At 60.8% G+C, this 17,848-nt stretch carries 17 protein-coding genes and 3 pseudogenes; 11 read left to right on the plus strand and 9 right to left on the minus strand.

Annotated features, from left to right (window positions below; translation table 11 throughout):
* The first annotated feature begins 37 nt into the window (after nt 1-37).
* From AC3CCE_RS00235 to AC3CCE_RS00260, 6 genes and pseudogenes are all read left to right on the plus strand, one after another.
* Nucleotides 38-979 (plus strand): sugar ABC transporter substrate-binding protein, encoded by a 942-nt coding sequence (locus tag AC3CCE_RS00235; protein WP_488377064.1) that lies wholly within the window; start codon nt 38-40, stop codon nt 977-979.
* 61 nt (nt 980-1,040) lie between these two features.
* On the plus strand, nt 1,041-2,045 hold the full coding sequence (locus tag AC3CCE_RS00240) for an ABC transporter permease (protein WP_050586906.1): 1,005 nt from the start codon (nt 1,041-1,043) through the stop codon (nt 2,043-2,045).
* Nucleotides 2,042-2,824 (plus strand): ATP-binding cassette domain-containing protein, encoded by a 783-nt coding sequence (locus AC3CCE_RS00245; protein WP_352625416.1) that lies wholly within the window; start codon nt 2,042-2,044, stop codon nt 2,822-2,824. The genes AC3CCE_RS00240 and AC3CCE_RS00245 overlap by 4 nt, the downstream gene beginning before the upstream one ends.
* Nucleotides 2,825-2,834: 10 nt before the next feature.
* Nucleotides 2,835-4,010, plus strand: a complete 1,176-nt coding sequence (locus tag AC3CCE_RS00250) for an aldose 1-epimerase family protein (RefSeq protein ID WP_352625239.1) — start codon at nt 2,835-2,837, stop codon at nt 4,008-4,010.
* Between the two features lie 118 nt (nt 4,011-4,128).
* Complete coding sequence (locus AC3CCE_RS00255; protein WP_352625237.1) at nt 4,129-5,223, plus strand: fatty acid desaturase family protein; 1,095 nt, start codon at nt 4,129-4,131, stop codon at nt 5,221-5,223.
* A gap of 26 nt (nt 5,224-5,249) precedes the next feature.
* Nucleotides 5,250-5,560, plus strand: a pseudogene (locus AC3CCE_RS00260) (Rieske 2Fe-2S domain-containing protein).
* A gap of 1,258 nt (nt 5,561-6,818) precedes the next feature.
* Here AC3CCE_RS00260 and AC3CCE_RS00265 read toward each other — a convergent pair.
* The 5 genes and pseudogenes from AC3CCE_RS00265 to AC3CCE_RS00285 form a co-directional block, all read right to left on the minus strand.
* Nucleotides 6,819-7,229: pseudogene (locus AC3CCE_RS00265) on the minus strand (tyrosine-type recombinase/integrase); the annotation flags it as partial.
* Between the two features lie 248 nt (nt 7,230-7,477).
* Nucleotides 7,478-7,819, minus strand: a complete 342-nt coding sequence (locus AC3CCE_RS00270) for a tyrosine-type recombinase/integrase (protein WP_023824840.1) — start codon at nt 7,817-7,819, stop codon at nt 7,478-7,480.
* 1,196 nt (nt 7,820-9,015) lie between these two features.
* A complete protein-coding gene (locus AC3CCE_RS00275; protein WP_023697380.1) occupies nt 9,016-9,222 on the minus strand; it encodes a KTSC domain-containing protein in 207 nt (68 codons plus the stop codon).
* A gap of 23 nt (nt 9,223-9,245) precedes the next feature.
* A complete protein-coding gene (locus tag AC3CCE_RS00280; RefSeq protein ID WP_156940762.1) occupies nt 9,246-9,407 on the minus strand; it encodes a hypothetical protein in 162 nt (53 codons plus the stop codon).
* A gap of 225 nt (nt 9,408-9,632) precedes the next feature.
* Nucleotides 9,633-9,818, minus strand: coding sequence for a DUF3606 domain-containing protein (locus AC3CCE_RS00285; RefSeq protein ID WP_023697378.1), 186 nt, complete (start codon nt 9,816-9,818; stop codon nt 9,633-9,635).
* Nucleotides 9,819-9,942: 124 nt separating this feature from the next.
* On the opposite strand from AC3CCE_RS00285, the pseudogene AC3CCE_RS00290 reads away from it, so the two are divergent.
* Nucleotides 9,943-10,814: pseudogene (locus AC3CCE_RS00290) on the plus strand (ATP-dependent DNA ligase).
* An 88-nt stretch (nt 10,815-10,902) separates the two neighbouring features.
* Nucleotides 10,903-11,262 (plus strand): ArsR/SmtB family transcription factor, encoded by a 360-nt coding sequence (locus AC3CCE_RS00295; protein WP_023697377.1) that lies wholly within the window; start codon nt 10,903-10,905, stop codon nt 11,260-11,262.
* Nucleotides 11,263-11,699: 437 nt separating this feature from the next.
* Here AC3CCE_RS00295 and AC3CCE_RS00300 read toward each other — a convergent pair whose 3' ends face one another.
* The 3 genes from AC3CCE_RS00300 to AC3CCE_RS00310 form a co-directional block, all read right to left on the minus strand.
* The gene (locus AC3CCE_RS00300; RefSeq protein ID WP_023715452.1) at nt 11,700-11,897 is read right to left on the minus strand and encodes a hypothetical protein; all 198 of its coding nucleotides are present in this window, start codon (nt 11,895-11,897) and stop codon (nt 11,700-11,702) included.
* Nucleotides 11,898-12,153: 256 nt separating this feature from the next.
* A complete protein-coding gene (locus tag AC3CCE_RS00305) occupies nt 12,154-12,462 on the minus strand; it encodes a DUF982 domain-containing protein (RefSeq protein ID WP_023715453.1) in 309 nt (102 codons plus the stop codon).
* 1,295 nt (nt 12,463-13,757) lie between these two features.
* The gene (locus AC3CCE_RS00310) at nt 13,758-14,063 is read right to left on the minus strand and encodes a hypothetical protein (RefSeq protein WP_023697371.1); all 306 of its coding nucleotides are present in this window, start codon (nt 14,061-14,063) and stop codon (nt 13,758-13,760) included.
* A 69-nt stretch (nt 14,064-14,132) separates the two neighbouring features.
* Here AC3CCE_RS00310 and AC3CCE_RS00315 point away from each other — a divergent pair, with 69 nt between their 5' ends.
* From AC3CCE_RS00315 to AC3CCE_RS00325, 3 genes are all read left to right on the plus strand, one after another.
* On the plus strand, nt 14,133-14,342 hold the full coding sequence (locus AC3CCE_RS00315; protein WP_023697370.1) for a DUF768 domain-containing protein: 210 nt from the start codon (nt 14,133-14,135) through the stop codon (nt 14,340-14,342).
* 1,748 nt (nt 14,343-16,090) lie between these two features.
* Nucleotides 16,091-16,441 (plus strand): hypothetical protein, encoded by a 351-nt coding sequence (locus AC3CCE_RS00320; protein WP_023825208.1) that lies wholly within the window; start codon nt 16,091-16,093, stop codon nt 16,439-16,441.
* A gap of 95 nt (nt 16,442-16,536) precedes the next feature.
* Entirely contained in the window at nt 16,537-16,770 is a 234-nt protein-coding gene (locus tag AC3CCE_RS00325) for a hypothetical protein (RefSeq protein ID WP_023697367.1), read from the plus strand.
* Between the two features lie 99 nt (nt 16,771-16,869).
* On the opposite strand, the gene AC3CCE_RS00330 is transcribed toward AC3CCE_RS00325, so the two are convergent.
* A complete protein-coding gene (locus tag AC3CCE_RS00330) occupies nt 16,870-17,841 on the minus strand; it encodes an NAD-dependent epimerase/dehydratase family protein (RefSeq protein WP_023697366.1) in 972 nt (323 codons plus the stop codon).
* Between the last annotated feature and the right edge of the window lie 7 nt (nt 17,842-17,848).

Here is a 17,848-nt window from a genome sequence, read left to right on the forward strand (position 1 = left end):
GCGCATGGCGGCGCAACTCCAACCAAGGGAGGAATGAATGTTGAAATTCGCATTGAAAGTGGCTGCCGCGGCAACGCTGGTAGCCGGGGTCTCCTTGAGCCTGCCGGCATTCGCGCAGGACGGCCAGAAGACCTTCTATCTGCTGTCGCATGGTGGCCCTTCGGACGCGTTCTGGATCGACTGGAATGCCGGCGCGACCAAGGCCTGCGACCAGCTCAAGGTGACCTGCAAGATCTCGTTCAGCGGCGGCGACATGGCGGCGCAGAAGGAGGCTTTCAACTCGGCGCTCGCCGCCAAGCCGGACGGCATCGCTACCACCTCGGCTCAGCCCGGCCTGTGGACGGAGGAGGTGAAGGCCGCCAAGGCCGCCGGCATACCGATCGTGTTCTTCAACACCGATGATCCGGCGACCGGGCGGCAGGCCTATGTCGGGGCCGACCTCAGGGAAGCGGGCGTCATCTGGGCCAAGTATCTCGTCGACCACAAGATGGTGAAGCAGGGTGACAAGGTGTTCCTGCCGGTCGAAGTGCCGGGCGCCAGCTACCAGCAGCTCGAGACCGAGGGCATCGCCAGCGTCTTCGATCCGCTCGGCATCAAGTACGACGTGGTCGATTGCGGCACCGACCCGGCCGGCATCATCGCCAAGATGACCGACTACATGGTCGCCAACAATCCGCCGGCAATCATTGCACTGGGCAATTCCGTGGCAGCAAGCATCAAACGCGTCTTCGACGGGGCCGGTGTGTCGGCCGGCAAGGTCCCGGTCGTCGGCTGGGGCAACTCAAAGGAGACGGCCGAGGCGGTCAAGTCCGGCTTCGTCAATGCTGCGGCCTGGCAGTACCCGTCGGCGCAGGGCTTCATGCCGGTGGCGCTGCTCGGGCTTGCGGCCTCTGGCGAGCCGGTCGGCTACGACATTCACACATTCAGCCTCTACGACGCCTCGAGCGTCGAGCCGATCCTGAAACTCTACAACAAGTGACGACAATTGGCGCCCGCCCCGAAACGGCGGGCGCCGGACGAAACGCATGGTCCTGACAGATATGGCAATCACAGCAGACGACGACACGCAGCGAGCGAAGGGCAGGTCTGCGCTGCTGCGTTCGCCGCAATTCTCCTCGCTCATCATCCTCATCGTGCTGCTCGTGGTGTTCGCCATCGCCGACGGCAACTTCCTGTCGCCGCTCAACATATCCAACATGATGGCGTTCCTGCCCGAGCTCGGCATCATCGCTCTCGGCATGACGCTGCTGCTGACGGCGGGCGAGTTCGATCTGTCGGTCGGCGCCGTGTTCGGCCTTGCGCCCGTCGTGGTGATGCTGCTGGTGCAGAATGGCGGTATCGACATCGGCGTCGCCCTCCTGGCCGGGCTTGTGCTGTGCATCGCGATCGGCGCCATCAACGGGCTGATCGTCACCAAGATCGGCATTTCCTCGTTCCTGGTCACGCTGTCGATGCTGCTCGTCGTGCGCGGCGCGGCGCTCTACATCACGCAGGGATTCCCCCTGAAGTCGTGGGACCAGCCCGGCTTCTTCGTCACGCTGCTTGCCGGCAGCTTCAATGTAGGCTCGTTCCGGTTCTACACCTCGCTCTGGTGGTTCATCGGCCTGTCGCTGCTGGCGATTTACATCCTGCGCTACGCGAAGCTCGGCAACTGGATCAGCGCCATCGGCAGCAACCGCAACGCAGCGGTGGCGCGCGGCGTGCCGGCCGACGCGGTCAAGATCTGGCTGTTCATCCTGACCTCGGTGGTGGCCGGGCTGGCCGGCATGATCAGCGCGTTCCGGATCTCGGCCGCCTCGCCGGTGGCCGGCACCGGCTACGAACTCGAAGTGATCGCCATGGTGGTGGTCGGCGGCACGGCGCTCACTGGCGGGCGCGGCACCATCCTCGGCACCATCGTCGGCGCGCTGATGCTGCGCGCCATCCGCAACGGCATCGTGCTGATCGGCGTGCCGGGCTTGGCATACAACATCTTCGTCGGCGTCATCATCCTCGCCATGCTCATCCTGCACGCTTTGCTGCAGAAGAACGCCGCAAGGAGCTGACGATGGAAGTGCTGCGTCTGCAAGACCTGCAAAAGTCCTTCGGCAACGTGCGTGCGCTGAAGAACGCCTCGTTCACCCTCAACGAAGGCGAGGTGGTTGCCCTGCTCGGCGACAATGGCGCCGGGAAATCGACGCTGATCAAAGCGATCTCCGGCGTCTTCACGGCCGACCACGGCGACATCTTCGTGCGCGGCGAGAAGGCATCGATCCGCTCGACGCGCGACGCGATGGACCTCGGCATCGAGACCATCCATCAGGACACATCGCTCGCGCCGGACCTCAGCATCGCGCGCAATCTTTTCCTGGGCCGCGAGCCGGTCAATTTCGGTTGGCTCGGCGTGTTCGCGCCGCTCGATCTCGCCAAGCTTCGCAACGCCGCCTCGGCGCTGCTGAAGCGGGTCGGCATTTCGAAAAAGCTCGATGCAGATGCGCTGGTGAGCACGCTCTCGGGCGGTGAGCGGCAATCGATCGCGATCTCGCGCGCCATGCAGTTCGCCGCCAAGGTGATCATACTCGACGAGCCGACCAACAATCTTGGCGTCGAGGAAACCCACGGCGTGCTGCGCTTCGTCAAGGAGGTGCGCGACGCCGGCCACTCGGTGCTGCTCATCACCCACAACATCCACCACGTGTTCCAGGTCGCCGACCGCATCATCGTCATGCGCCGCGGCGAAATCGTCGCGGAACAGACGGTCGCCGACACCGACCTGTTGACGGTGGAAAGCATCATCACCGGCGCCGACATGTCGGCCTTGCTCAAGGAGGCGAGGGCAAAGTGAAGGACGTCGCATGGTAGAGCTTTACGGCAAGACGCTGTCGCGAAGGCAGGTGGCTGAGCGGTCCGGCATGCTGTCGCAGTTTGCCGGTGTGCGGCTGATGACGCTCGGCGACGGCGTGGAGCGCGGCATCCGGATGCTCGAGTTCCGCACCGGCTCCGGCCTGCGCTTCACGGCGCTGGTCGACCGGGCGCTTGATATCGCCGATTGCGACTTCCGGGGCCAGGCGATCGGCTGGCATTCGCCGAGCGGCTTTCGCCACCCCGGACTGCACGAGCATGAAGGGGAGGACGGTTTCGCCTTTGGCCGGTCGTTCTCGGGGCTGCTCGTCACCTGCGGCCTCGATCATATACTGGGCCGGCAAGACGTGCCGGCCGAAAGCTACAATTATCCTGGGCGCAAGCGGGTATTGCACTCGCTGCATGGCCGCATCGGCACCGTGCCGGCGCGGCTGACCGGCTACGGCGAGGCCTGGGACGGCGACCGCTGCGTGCTGTGGGCGGAAGGCATTGTCCAGCAGGCAACCGTGTTCGGCGAGGATCTCCATTTGCTGCGCCGCATCGAGGCCGATGTCGGCGGCAGCGAGATCCGGCTGTCGGACCGCGTCGTCAATCATGGTTTCAGCCGCACGCCGCACATGTATTTCTATCACGTCAATGTCAGCCATCCCTTGCTCGACGAGGGTTCGCGCTACCTGGCGCCGATCCGGGATGTCGTCTGGGCGGCGCACGCCGGCGATCGTTACGAGGCGCAGAAGGTCGGCTACCGAACCGTGCCGGCGCCGCAGCTGGGATTCAGCGAGCAGGTCTGGGAGCACGAGCTTGGCGCCGATGCGGCGGGCGAGGTGCCGGTGGCCGTCGTCAATGACCAACTGGGGCTCGGCTTCGAGGTCGTTACCCGCAAGGATCAGCTGCCCTGCACCTATCAGTGGCAGAACTTCCAGGCCGGCCTATATGCGTTGGGGATCGAACCCTCGACGCATCATGTTCTGGGCAATCTCGCCGCGCGCGAACGGGGCGAGATGATCTGGCTGGACCATGGCGAAAGCCGCTCCTATGACGCCGTGTTCCGGGTGCTCGACGGTGCCGGCCAGATCGCCGAAGCGGAAGCGAGGATAGGGTCGATCGCCCGGCAGCCGCAACAGGATTACCCTGCGCCGTCGGGCGCTTTTGCGAGACTGCAGGCGTGACCGGCTTGAAACACACGATCGGTTGCCGCGGCGGGCGGGAAGTGCGCCGGAATACGGAAGCAGGCGCGGCCCGGCCGACCCCAAGCGGCCCTTGCGGAGCGCAGGCGGGAAAGCGGAGATGACGATGACGGCAAGCAGGAAGCGTGACTACAGCCTGGTCGGTGAAAGCACCAAGCGCGCCATCGAGACCGGATTGGCTTCGGCCGAATGGTATCACACCGATGTCCCGCGCAAGGCGATCAAGGAGTTGATGCAACGCTCCGACGGGCCGGCGATCCGCGACACGATCATCTGGGTCGCGGCGATCCTGCTGTCGGCCGCCGGCATCGTATGGTTCTGGGGCACTTGGTGGGTGGTGCCGTTCCTGTTCGTCTATGGCGTGCTTTACGGCTCGTCGAGCGACTCGCGCTGGCACGAATGCGGCCACGGCACCGCGTTCCGGACGCGCTGGATGAACGATGTCGTCTACCAGATCTCAAGCTTCATGCTGATGCGCAACCCCGTGCAATGGCGCTGGAGCCATGCCCGCCATCACACCGATACTATCATCGTCGGCCGCGATGCCGAAATCGCCGTCATGCGCCCCCCAGATCTGCTGCGGGCGGCGCTCGCCTTCACCGGTATTCTCGATTTCCGCTATTCGCTGCCGGCGCTGGTGCGCCAGGCGTTCGGCAAGCTGTCCGATGAAGAGAAGAGCTATATCCCCGAGATGGAGCAGCACAAGGCGGTGATCGCTGCGCGCTGGCATGTGGCCATCTATGCGGCGACAGTCGGGCTGGCGTTGTTCACCTGGTCGCTGCTGCCGCTGGTGGTGATCGGCCTGCCGCGCCTCTATGGCAGCTGGCACATGGTCCTGACAGGGTTGCTGCAGCATATCGGCCTGGCCGACAATGTCGTCGACCACCGGCTGAACACGCGCACCGTCTACATGAACCCGGTCAGCCGCTTCATCTACTGGAACATGAACTATCACGTCGAACACCATATGTTCCCGATGGTACCCTATCATGCGCTGCCGGGGCTGCACGAGCTGATCAAGCACGACCTGCCGGTGCCGAACCCGTCGATGTGGCATGCCTATCGCGAGGTCTGGCCGGTGCTGCTTCGACAGCTGAAATATGAGGATTTTTATCTCAAGCGGAGATTGCCGCCGACAGCCAGACCCTATCGCGGCGAATTTCACCAGGTCGATATGTCGGCGGCGGCCGAATAGCGATCGCGAATTTTGCCGGACCGGAGATGGCCGACTGGATTGAAGCGTGCGCGGTGGACGACATCTCGGAAGAGGATGTCATCCGCTTCCATCTTCGCGGCCGCACCTTCGCGGTTTGCCGCTCGCCCGATGACGAGTTCTTCGCCACCGACGGATATTGTACGCATGAGAAGGCGCATCCGGCCGAAGCGCTGGTGATCGACGACGTCATCCAATGCCTTGAAGCATATTGGCCGCTTCAATTGCGGCCGGCCAGGCCAAGGGCGCGCCGGTCTGCGTCAATCTCGCGATCTATCCGGCGACAATCGAGGCCGGCAAGGTGATGATCCAAATCTGACGCGTGGTAACCCGGTCCAGCACCGCGTTTAGCAAAGCAGAGTGACGTTTTCATGAGCCGAAAGAGACCGACCGTCGCGATCTGCGCGCGATGAAGCGCCAGCTGACCATGCTGCGCGTGCTGACCATGGACGTAGCCGGGGCCGTCGAGCGGGAGTGGGTCGATCGACGTGGTGCCGCCGGAGCTGTGCTGAACCCTATATCGCGATGCGGCCCCCAGCCTGTTCACCGTGCCGGGCTAGAATTTTCTTCGAGATCGGCACCGCCGACGATTTTCTTAGTTGGGCTTTCCGGCTCCGGGCGCCGACGCCATCATTGCAGCGCCGGCTATGCCACGGTCACCGTGCCCAGACATATGTGCTCGGCCCTTTGGACCCTGATCGACAAGATCCTGATTCGCTGCTCCTTCTGCTGATCAGCTTTGAGGTGCTGATTGTGCGGTTTGATCCGCCAGCGTTGATACTGGGCGCTGCCGCGATCGAAGCGGAAGGACAGCGCCTGCCAGCGGCAAAACGACCGCCTGCGCAAGATCAGTTTGAGGGAAGGAGATGGAAATTATTGGTGCGCAGCGAGCGCGGCAAAGCTGCGCAGGTGATCGTGGGCTGGAAAGCGTCGCTACAAAGGCGGTGCGTTTGTCAGTTTGGAAGCCGACACGCGTCCGGCAGACGACGGTGATCTCGCTGGCTGACTGCGGCGCGGGATTATTATTGAACGACGGCAGGAAGTAGGCTCGGTGCTACGCCGTGCGTCCAGGACTCGGGTTGGAGTGGACTATGGTTCGGGGTCACGATAGGAGATCTGCGCAGCCTCCAACCTCCAGCGCTTTCCGCATGTTGGGCAGGGTAGAACAGCTGCGGCAACGTCCGCTACTGCCGATCAGCCGATCTGATGATCGTCTATGGCGGCGGTGTCGATCCGATGATGGATAGGGAAGATAGATCAACAAAATCAAATATTTATGAGGGTTCGTGTGCAAATACTGCACACGCAAGTTCCGCTTCTCTTCTTTTTTCGTTCCTACGAGGGAGCTGCTTTTCGGACCCTCTTTTGCCGACGATACTATCCGCTCCAATGCGAATGCTCACCAGGATGTCCGTGAACCTGATTGTTGTCTGCGGCGTCCAGTTTGCGTCGTTTGCGTCGTCCAGTTTGCCTGGGGAACCTGGATTCGAACCAGGACTACTCTAACAGAGTCAGAGACAGATTTTACCGTCCCTAGCAAAATTCGCCTCGTGTTGCAGTCGTGTTGCAATCTCCCGCTACAACAGCACGCGGGCCTCGATCTCGGCAACTGCCGTCTGATCGGCGGCATCTTCTTCGAACAAATCGCCGTTGTCGAACGTCACCGTGATCGAGCTATGCCCCATAATGGTCTGGACACGCTTCGGCGATAGCTTCTGTTCGATGAACAGGCTGGCCGCTGCATGACGCAGGCCATGGAAGTCGTACTTGGCGATTTTGAGAGGATCGCCTTCGGGATCGAGCCTTGTGGGGTGGAGCCGGAATATGCCGGCACCGACGAGCATCGGCGTCCAGACGCGCGCAAGGATGTTGTGATGGTCGAGCGGCGTTCCTTCGTCGGAGGGGAACACCAAGCCATCGGGACCGTTCGCAATGGCTAGGCGCTGCTGCTTCAGGGCGTTGATTGCCATGGGCGCCAGCGGCACGTCGCGCTCGCGGCCGAAGTCTTCGGAAACCCGAAATCACCCCATGCGTCCACGCGGCCTTTCACCGTGAGGACGCCGCGCTTCAGGTCGGCGGCGTTCCATCTGAGGCACGCAGTTCGGAGGCGCGCAAGCCGCTAAATAGCGCCGTGACTATCAGGGCGCGGTGCTTGCCTTGGGCGGCGTCCAGTAACGTCCGCAACTCGGGTTTGGTCGGATCTCGGGCCGCTTCAACTTTCGCCGATCGTTCGTCTTCACCTTGGCGTTCGACAGCGGATTGTCGCCGCCAAGCCACGCCGCCTTGCTTCAACGAAGATCGCGCCGAGCGAACGCACAACGCGCTTGACCATGGCAAGCGATCGATCCTTCGCCAGTTCGTCAGCGAAGGCGTGGGCGTGCGGCGTGTTGAACTGCGAGAGCTTTCTGGCGCCGATCAGCGGCACGATGTGGATGTTGACGTGTTGGGCGTAGGCATCGCGCGTAGAGCGCTCCAAGCCTTCGGCGTCGCATCTTTCCAGCCACAGCTTCGATGCCTCTTTGATCGTGATCGAGGTGCTGTCTGCGACATGAACGCCGAGCTGCAGGTCACGTCGCACCTTTACCAGATAGGCGTCGGCATCCTTGCGCTTGTCGAACTGCTTGGCGCGGCGATTGCCGCCGGCATCGAAGTAGTCTGCCAGCCAGCGAACTCACCGGAGGGCAGGGTGCGCTTGCGGACCTGAGCCATTCCTATTCCTCGCGGTACTTTGGATGCCGTTGCGTGGTGTGGGAGCGAGCTTGCCAGACCGGATAGCATTCCGCCTCTTTCGCCAACTCTCTATCATTTCTTTCCGCGACGCTCCGATGGCGTCGAAAACCTCTTGGCCAATGGGGACGTCTCCGGAGGCGTATTCATTCGCAAGCTTGATTGCTTCGCCCAAATTTGGATTGTTGGCGAATGGCGCAAGTTCAACCAAAAGATTGAACAGGTTATCCAGACCAGAACATTAGTGCCGACTAACGGTTAATGTCGGCAGTGTCCCGAATCATGATTGGCTGGAGCGATGGCGGTACCGGCGTTCGATCTTGTCTATTTTTCCCGCCTGACCCTAGGCGACCTGCTGGGCAGCGTCATTTCGTTGCTGGCGTGTTTGGTGCTCTACAACGCTTTGGCTACGGACCGCCCGAACCGATAGGTCGGGTCTAACCCGCGATTGCGATTCCAAAGCCAAGGCCCAGGCCAATTACGACGTCAAGGAACAGCTTGCCGGCCATGTCGATGCGAAGGCGCATACAGGGCGCCATGCGTCTGTGCGGGCGCTCTGAGGCCGTTGCCCATGTCATCGAAGATCGTTTCCATCGGTCGAGTCTCCGAATCTGTGAATCCCCTGTTTGATCCGTCAAAGTCTAACGATCAGGGAAGCGCCATGGAAAGCACGTGCAGTAACGGTTGATTCAACCATTGCTGGTATAAGTGTGGGGTGGGTGGCGGCTCCGACAGCTCGGGGGTGGAACTGAGTGCCGAAGCCGCCTGCGCAGCCAAGGTTGGGGTTTGACCGCGCCGTCCTATTCTGGGACAGCGCGGTCAACGATTCGTTAAAATGATCCGGACATAATTAAGTCGGTGCTAATTGCGCCCTTCGGCCTTTTTGCGTCAGCCGGGAACATCCTCGCTCCGAGGCTGTTCGGTCACACCCGGCTCGCGTTCTCAGCGGTCCTGCCGGTGACCAAGATGGCCCCTCACTCATCATGGTCGGCCCGCGCTCGGAAGCAGGCGCGGGCCATCCCTGAACAAGCCCGGCGTCTCCAGATGTCAGCGCCCTGGCGCGAGCCGGACTGCATAACGATTGCGGATGTGGCTGTTAAAATAGACGCCCTTGGCAAAGGCAGCTTTGAACGCAGCAACGGCCTCAGCAGGTACGTCCAAAAACTCGTAATGCTTCCCGCTCGCTACAAACCAAACCGAGAGAACCCTAGTGTTGGGGTCATAGTCGAACTTGCGTATCGAGGTCGACGGCATGGTATGCCATTCAAAAAACTCAGCTAGCCGAGTTGGCTAAAACTGTATTCGAATATGTGGCCGCGCTTTTCGTCGGCAACCCTGATCCAGATGGGCTCGCTGGTGCGCAGAGTGATGTCGCGCTCTGTCGCTTCCCGCGCCGCCCTGATCGGCGTTGTCGCGTGGACGATGTGGGTAGCCGTCACCGTATCGCCATTTCCTCAACGTGGTATTTCGGCACTTTTGGTCCTAAGCGTCCAGTTCGAGCGGCTCGTGCTCCGGATCGGCATGATAAGCGACCTGGCGAAAATCGCGCATGTCGATCTGTTGACCGCAAACAGGGCAAGGGAGGAAATGCGCGAGTTCGCTCGCGGGCGGGCCTTTATGTCGGTGCCCGACTAGTGGTCTGCCGAGATCAGATAGCCTGGTCATTATTTCCGCAGCGCCTTGGCTACCCGCTCCAAAGTCTCGCGTTGGTTGCCGTGCTTCGCGATCAGCTCTTTGACCTGCTGGGGTGTGATGCCGGTCTTTGTTGCGAAATATTCAACTTCATAATCCTCGTCGGCTGAGACACGGTCCCGATCGCGAAAACCCCGCTTGCTCTTGTCATCGGCCATATCGTTTTCTCCTTCCTCATCCCGCAACGCCGAGTTGACGTGTTTGTTGCACCAAAAGGCTGATTTCCGGTTTCGGAACTATTTTAGCTTAATCTTATTGCATCGCCGGAGGGTGGGTCAGTGCATGCGTTTGAAGTTCATCGAGCCGTTGATGCCGACCCTTGTGGAGAAGCCTCCCGAAGGGTGAAGGCTGGACCCACGAGGTCAAGTTCGACGGCTACCGATCGCAGATGATCATTGATGAAGTCGGCACACGCATTTATACGCGCAACGGCCACGACTGGACTGCGAAATATCGCGACCTGGTGAGAGAGGCCAAGCGCCTTGGTGCCGAAAGCGCCATTGTCGAGGGCGAGATCCTCGTTCTGAACGACAAGGGCCTTTCGGACTTCGCAGCGCTGCGCAAAGCCATCACCCGCCGGCAACACGACTTGTATTTTGTTGCCTTTGATCTGCTTCATCTTAACGGCCACGATCTGCGCGATAAGGCGCTAGAGGAGCGGCGCGAGATCCTGGCCAGCATGATCAAGCCGGGCGGGCGCATTCAATTTCGGCGAGCCCCTGCCGGGCGAAGCGAAGGCCATCTTTCACTTGCTCGACAAGGCCGGACTTGAAGGCATGGTGTCGAAGCGGAAGGACAGCAAATACCGAAGCGGTCCGTCGACCAACTGGCTGAAGGCCAAGTGCTATGCGATCGACGAGTTCGATCTGCTCGGCGTCGAGCGTGAAGCGGGCAAGCCGGCTTTCGCTCTGATGGCTCAGCGCGGCACCGGGCGTTATGTCGGAAGCGCATTCGTCACCTTGAACCGGGAAATGCGCGAGAGGCTATGGAAACGCGTCCAGGAGCACTCAGGCACGGCGCCCAAGGGCATCATGAAGCGGCCGGCCACGCAATGGGTAAAGCCGGGAGTCATTGGACGCGTGAAGCATCTGCGCGGCGAGGATGACCTGCGGCATGCATCGCTGCAGGATTTCCGCGAGGATGAGGATCAATAGGAATTTGCTTTTTTGGCGGAACTGAGGGTTTGATTCCGCGTTCCTGCAGACTTAAGTTCCTATCTGGGTAGGACCTTAGTCTGATTCGATGATTTCAAGAAACCTTGCCGCCAGTGCCAAAACCGTCTCCGCCTTTCTCAACTTGATGGGAAATGAGAAGCGGCTTTTGATCATGAACCACCTGGCCGGCGGCGAACTTTCGGCCGGTGTCCTCGCCGAGAAAGTTCAACTCAGCCAGTCGGCTTTGTCGCAGCATCTTGCCAAGCTCCGCGCCTTCGGCCTTGTCGGCACCCGACGCGACGGTCAAGTAATCTACTACTACTGCTCATCCGGCGCAGCGCGCGAATTGCTAGCTATGCTGGACGGCTTCCTGATGACCGGACGACCGCTCGCGGGGCCAGGTCCGCACTACGTCGCCCATAGACTTCGCCGGCTGCGAATGGCCTGAGAAGGCAAATCTAAGACCTAAACGGGGGCGACCCGAACCAGGTGGATCGCTAAGTTCGATGGACCTAACGGGGCACGAGCGGCCCGCGCCAGCCTGTAAAGCACAGCACGGGCCTCAACCGTCGACATCGGTTGGCAGCGGGAGACGCTGCAACCACCCAACTCACCCGCCTGACGCCTGTTCCCCGGACAGACAAAAAGCCCGCCGCCTATGCGTTTTGCGCGCAATTAGTTCGCGCAGTTCACTGGCGCTAGTTGACCATCTCGCGCAGCGGCTTTTTTCGCCTCGGCAGTACATAGGGCGGCCCAGCAGCTTGTTGCGGGGGGGCGCTAACGGGCGGCCACTGGGCCTGACCGGTGATACTTAGCGCCGGCTGGCAAACATATGGGCACTGCTACCAATGCCCACGAAACATACAAACGAAGGAAGGACGCGATCTAACCCACGATCGCCATTCCAAAGCCAACACCAAGGCCGACTGCGAGGCCCAGGAACAGCGTGGCGGCAACATCGAAGGCGAAGGCGCGGACGGGCGCCACAAGTCCGGCGGGGCTCCCTGAGGCCTGGCCGGTATCATCGGAAACCGTGTCCATGCCTTCATAGAAACGCCCGCACTGTGAATCCCCCTGGAACATTGTAGGCTCGAAACACTTGGGGCGATCGCACTGTTCCCATATCAGTGTCTCCCAAAACTGCCCACTACCTGAACGGTGGTGGGCTTTTTTGTACATTAGCGGAACCTGAAATTTGGGGGCATGTTGATAGAACGGCAGCGAGTGGGTGTTCGCTGCTGGTCGAGGTCGCGCAAGACTCGGCCGGGCTCGCATCACACCTGCCCCGGTACGGTGCGAGCCCACCGTCGCGACCAAGCGAGATCCCGTGTGTCGGTCTCTATTTGATACTCGGGGACGGCGGTTCATCATCACGATGGTTTATGGCACGTTGTTCGACATGCCGAGCGCCGGGCTCGGGCTGCAGCAAGTGCTGGTCGATAGCGGCGGCCTTGAACGCCGCAAATGCTACGGCCGGACTGCAGCTTCCATCCTTGGCCTCCGCGATCAATCGGCACGCATCCCTATAGGCCGCCGCACCCTTATTTGGCCACTGCCCCTGGAGCGCTTGCTCGGCCTCACAAATAGAGGAAACCGTCATTGATTTCCGGTCTACCAGCTTAACGAATAGCGGTAAAAAGGTGCCCATGGGCACAACCTCCCGGTCTTTAGTGCGCCGAACGCAACAAGAGCTTTTTGGTTTCCATGCCTATTTGATTTTTGACCCCATTTCAGCACAAGCCAATTGAATCGACGGATTGGGACGACCCAGCCATAGGGAATGGCTTTCTAAAATTGTATGGAACGTAGCGAGAACCGCACATTTCCTAATCTGAGCGGTCGATTCTTCGGATGTAGCCGTGACTATGGAAACCCGCTGTTGCGCGCGGATGGCGGGTTTTCTTGGCGTTGATCCGCTACCGGTAAGAGAGGCTAAGTCCCATGAAAGACCGGTGGGAACCTGACCACCAGTTCATTGAAAGCGCCCGCCGTGGCCAGCGCCGAGCGGAGAGCCAGCTGGAATCCCTACAATCGACCATCCAAGAGACACGCCGCGTACTAGAGGCTTCACGGAAGCTCTTGGAAAAGATTGCCGAACGCAAAGACCATCCCCAGCCATAAGGGAATGGCCGGTGCAGTTGGGCAAGCTTGTGGGGGGCTTAACTGCACCGGCCACTGCGGGAAGACAGGAAGCCCCGCGCTGCCGAAGATATATGCGTATTAGGAACCGAGCGAATTATCTCGCAATGCCATCTTGAAGGCTCAACCGCGAAGCCAACTTAGTTCCGAGAGAATGGGCGGATTGGTGAACGCAATGTCGCACCCGGTAGCAGTGAGCATCTTTGGGCTTTGGACCTTGCCGACCTGCGCAAGGCGTTTGGAAAGTTCGCTCAAGAGCACGGGACAACGCCTCTTGAGCGGAACGAGCACACCAAGCTGTTCCTTGAAGAACGCAGGGAACGCTGCCAGGAACCGGACCCTACGGGCATTAGGACAATCATTAGATCGTCAAGAGATGGAAGCCGAGGGCGACGAAGCCGCCGTCGAGCGCCCCTGAGAAATAGCCATTTTGCCGTATGAATCCGTTTTTGATTGAAGGAAGGGTTTCGACGCCTATAAAGATTGTGGTTACCATTGCCTTTTGGGAGGATGCGATGGTTGCAACGCCCATAGATATCGCTCAAGCGGCCACTGCGACTACCGCCACCTTGCTAAAGTGGCAGAAGTCCATGGAGGAACGCGCCACGTGCCAGAACATGGATCAATCGCGCAGGGCGATCCAAGCCTCTCGCGAACTGCTGAAGCGCCTTCGTCAACATCATCGCGATGACATGGCGCAAAGTTGGGAAGATGCCGACCCATCGTCGGCAGCTAGCGCGAGGCGACCAGAGCCGATGTGAAGGGAAAAGTTTCAGTGGCCTGTGCTTTGGGTCGGCTGTGCCGTTAGGCTTTGTCAACAAGCCGCGTTTTCCCCTTCGGCGCCACATAGCTCTCAACCAGCCGCACATACTCGGCGTCCACAGTCACCAATGGCCGGAGGCTCACGGTCACCTTGTCTCCATCGACGCGCGTGACCGTGCCGGTGACCTCCATATTCTGGCCGATCACGGCTTTCAAAGTCGAATCGACAACCGAATGCGGGAAGTTATAGGACGGGATCGTCACGCTTACGCGATCGGGCGTCACCCGGCCGCGCACAACCGCAGTGACGGCGACCTCATCGCCAACTTTGATATTGCCTCGAGCCATGTGCAAGACTCTGGGGTGGGCGGCTGCGGCGTCAAGATGAGAGGTTGCTAATAAACGAGCACACGCGGCATGAAGTTTCTCGACAAGTGGGTGGCCAAGCAGCTGCCCATTGTGGCGCTGGGGGATCCGATCACCATCGGTGACTTGAAAGATCAGTTGATGACAGCTGCCGAGAAGGCCGGCATCGGCGCCGACGAAATCAACGGCGAGGTTGAAACCGTCTTTGAACTGCTTGTGGAGGTGATGCGGCGGCGAGAGGTGCGCGAGGCTGGGCATTAGCCCGGAGGCTTCTCCCAAGCCTGTGCCGGTCCTGTCCCGTTCCATTTTATGAACTGCGTCTTCCTGCCGGTGATGGTCTCGATCGACTTCAACAAGGGCCGCTGGACCTCACGAAGAGCTTTGTAGTGCTCGCTGTGGTACGCCAGGAGCGGCCGACGATGCTCTTGTGCAGCGCCTCGGCTGCCGCCAGGAAGCGGTCAATTTCCGCCTGTGAAAGCTGTTCGGAAGGTTTGGTTCTGGCCATTGGCGATCTCAGGTCATGGAGCTTCGCCGCAACAAGGACTATAATCCTACATGCCGAGCCGGCTCGCAAGCGCGTCGCTGGCTTACCCGGAAGGAAGAGGTAGGACCACGGCGCCAAGCGCAGCCATCAGGAGCAACCACCCGAGCAACGGCAGGCCCGGCGACCTCCTTTAGACACACACACTGGGAACGAAAAGAAGGGCGCCGAGCCTTACCGGCGCTGCTTTGTGAGGGAGACGACGCCGGATGAGATGAGAGTATGCGATCATGCCAATCTCCGCGAACCATGCGAATGAACGAAAGCCGTGTGACAGCGCGGTTGAGACCAAGGTAGGCGGTGCGATCAGCTACGGTGCTGAAGGGCGGGTGCGGCTTCAGTCGCAATCTCTGCCGGTGGAGTTATAGCCGGACTTGATGACGCGCTCTGATCTTGTGATTTCATCCCGCAAGTTTGGCAGAGCCGATTTTCTGTTATGACTTCAGACGACAATAGTCGTGCCCAGCGTGTGATCGCGGATTTGGCCAGGGCGCAGACGTCATCAATACCCGCTTACGGCCGCTACGACCTCGGCGACAATGCCGCCCGGATCAGTGGGGTTCCTCGCCGAACTGCACCACGATGTAGTGGGGCAGGTGGGTGCGGCGCCGGCTGAGTGAAGGGTGATGCCAGGCACCGTTGCGGGCGTTGGCGCCGCTTGCGCTGGCGGTTCTCTAGGTGACGGCGGCGTGCCGCCGGAAGCCGCGTCGGCGCCGCTCTGGCCATAACCCATTCTTCAAACAGTTCCATCTTGCGTGCAGAGTGCGGTGATCTGGCTGACGAGCACCAGGCAGCGGCATCGGGACAGCGAACGGTGCCACCGACGTCCGGTACGGTCCGGTGCACTAGCCTGGCAGCTCGCGCACAAGGGCCAATGATGAATCGGCCGTCGTTGGTGAAAATCCAACAGAAGGATGCTACCAGCCAAATAGAAATAGCTAGAACCGCATGCGCCGGCCGACAGTTCCTTCAGGTCCGGCGAAGCTAAAGCAGCTGATTCGTTGCGTCAGGGGAGCTGGCGCGGCCAAGTATTCTAGTTGGATCTCATTGCCAGACGGCTCGCAAGCACCTCAAGTTCATCAAGCGTCAACTCAATCTGGTACCGGTATTGCGAACCGCTTGCATAAATGCCGCCGGCATCTATCGACATGATGACCGCCCCCGTTTCGGATCTGATATCGGCATCGCCCAACGGTCGATGGAAAATCGTTCGAGAAACACCTTCTCGTTTAGCAGGTCCCACTAGGATGCGCATTGCCTACCTCGCCCTGTTGCTTCGCCAACCAGGAAGCAGCGCCCTCGCGCCACGACAAAGCTTTAGAAGCAATTGCGGTGCCAAACCAAGGGTGTCCCAATATGAGCCAAAGATAGACGGCGCCATTCGGCGTTGGGGGACTGCGGCTTGGCTTCCGCTTTCGCACGCAGCTCAACAAGACCGACGCGTCGGCGTCGCCAAAATCCTGCGCACTTGCTGGTCCCGCTGGGGCTATATCAAGTCGGAAAGGTGCAACCGAACGCACCTGCTGCTAACGCACCGGCGAAGCTGAAAGCCAAGCTGCTCTATCTGGAGAACGCCGTCCGCCACTCGTTAAAGTCGTTCGGCATCCGCATGGGGCAAGGTCGGAGGCGGCGCCTTCGCGCAGGCGGTGCGCAGGCTGCGGCCGAGTTGATAGACGACATGCTCACCGGCCCGCGCGCGCTGTGGCGACAGTACTGCCGGCTGCATGATCTGGTCATGAGGACCGTCGCGCGCTGCGAGGCATGCTGGCGCTTTATGGCGATCCGCGGCGTCAGCCCGGTGACGGCAACTTCTTCATGACAGCGATCGAGGACCCGACGCGCATTCGTCCCTCAGGCGACTCGCCGCCTACTTCGGCCTAGTCTCGCGGCCCAGGCACTCGGGCGCTTCGATCGATGTTCGAGGTCCCTATCTCAAAGGCTGGCGACGCCGACGTGCGGCGCGCGCTCTCCGAGGCGGGTGTCGGGACGGATGACGCGCTTCAAGGCAAGGACAAGATCAAGAGCTGGGGCCTGGAGATCGGCAACGCTCTTGCCATCGCTAGGCCTGCGATAGCGCGCAAGCTGGCTGCGTTCATTTACGCCATGTGGAGCGACTGCACATTCTACGTCGCGATGGGCGGCGGGTGAGGGTGACGCCGCGGGGCGCGCCCATGTCAAGGATCGCACGCTTCTGCCATGTAGGGGCAAGCCTACCAGGAAAGATTTCGTCGTCGCGCGAGCGGTTCGTCAGGTCACCTGCCCGCGTGTGGCTCGCCACCAGTCGACCAGGCGGGTGAGGCCCTCATCGAGGTCGATGCTCGCCTTGAAGCCCAGCATCTTTTCCGCCTTGCACGTGTCGGCAAGGCGCCGCGAGACGGGGTTCACTTTGCGCTCGGGCCCGTACTCCGGCTGAAGGTCGGAGTCCATCACGCGCAGGAGTGAGGCGGCCAGTTCGTTCAGGCTGGTCTCCACGCCGCTGGCGACGTTGAACACATCGTCCTCCACGTCAGAAAGCAGGGACAGGATGTTCGCTCGGGCGATGTCCTCGATATAGACGAAGTCCATGGTGGTGGAACCGTCGCCGAGAATCAGCGGCGGCTGGCCGGCGTCGATGCGGTCCATCCAGCGGATTAGAACCTCGGTATACTTACCATGCAGGTCCATGCGCGGGCCGTACACGTTAAAATAGCGCAAAGCCACGTAGGGAAGGCCGTACATGTCATTGAACGAGCGCAACAGGCCTTCCAGCATGACCTTGCTGGCGCCGTACCAGGTGCGGTTGTTGTACGGGTGGTGGCTCTCTTCTGTCGGGAAGAGGTCGGCCAGGCCGTAGACCGAGGCCGAGGAGGCCGCGCAGATCTTCTTCACGCCCTTAGCCTGGGCGGCCTCAATGACGTTGTAGCTGCCGTCGCACATGACGCCCAGGGCTTCGCGCGGCTCGGCGGCGCAGGCGATGACCCTCAGGGTTGCCATGTGGATGACGGCGTCCATGCCGTCGGTGGCCCTGTGGACAGTTGCCACGTCGCGAATGTCGCCTTCGACGAGTTCGATGCGCGGGTCTTGCAGGGCGTCCTTGACGTTTTGCAGGCTGCCGCGGACCAGGTTGTCGAGGATCACTATCTTTTCCGGCGCGTGCTCCTTAAGCAGCAGGTCGATGGTGGTCGAGCCGACCAGACCGCAGCCGCCGGTCACCAGGATGCGAGAGCCTTCAAGTTTCATCGTATTC

Source organism: Mesorhizobium sp. P160187 (assembly GCF_057766425.1).

Coding starts and splice junctions, on each gene's coding strand:
- AC3CCE_RS00235 (WP_488377064.1), top strand. CDS start 38: ATGTTGAAATTCGCATTGAAAGTGGCTGCCGCGGCAACGCTGGTAGCC.
- AC3CCE_RS00240 (WP_050586906.1), top strand. CDS start 1,041: ATGGCAATCACAGCAGACGACGACACGCAGCGAGCGAAGGGCAGGTCT.
- AC3CCE_RS00250 (WP_352625239.1), top strand. CDS start 2,835: ATGGTAGAGCTTTACGGCAAGACGCTGTCGCGAAGGCAGGTGGCTGAG.
- AC3CCE_RS00255 (WP_352625237.1), top strand. CDS start 4,129: ATGACGATGACGGCAAGCAGGAAGCGTGACTACAGCCTGGTCGGTGAA.
- AC3CCE_RS00275 (WP_023697380.1), bottom strand. CDS start 9,222: ATGCCGTCGACCTCGATACGCAAGTTCGACTATGACCCCAACACTAGG.
- AC3CCE_RS00285 (WP_023697378.1), bottom strand. CDS start 9,818: ATGGCCGATGACAAGAGCAAGCGGGGTTTTCGCGATCGGGACCGTGTC.
- AC3CCE_RS00295 (WP_023697377.1), top strand. CDS start 10,903: ATGATTTCAAGAAACCTTGCCGCCAGTGCCAAAACCGTCTCCGCCTTT.
- AC3CCE_RS00300 (WP_023715452.1), bottom strand. CDS start 11,897: ATGTTCCAGGGGGATTCACAGTGCGGGCGTTTCTATGAAGGCATGGAC.
- AC3CCE_RS00305 (WP_023715453.1), bottom strand. CDS start 12,462: ATGGGCACCTTTTTACCGCTATTCGTTAAGCTGGTAGACCGGAAATCA.
- AC3CCE_RS00310 (WP_023697371.1), bottom strand. CDS start 14,063: ATGGCTCGAGGCAATATCAAAGTTGGCGATGAGGTCGCCGTCACTGCG.
- AC3CCE_RS00315 (WP_023697370.1), top strand. CDS start 14,133: ATGAAGTTTCTCGACAAGTGGGTGGCCAAGCAGCTGCCCATTGTGGCG.
- AC3CCE_RS00325 (WP_023697367.1), top strand. CDS start 16,537: ATGTTCGAGGTCCCTATCTCAAAGGCTGGCGACGCCGACGTGCGGCGC.
- AC3CCE_RS00330 (WP_023697366.1), bottom strand. CDS start 17,841: ATGAAACTTGAAGGCTCTCGCATCCTGGTGACCGGCGGCTGCGGTCTG.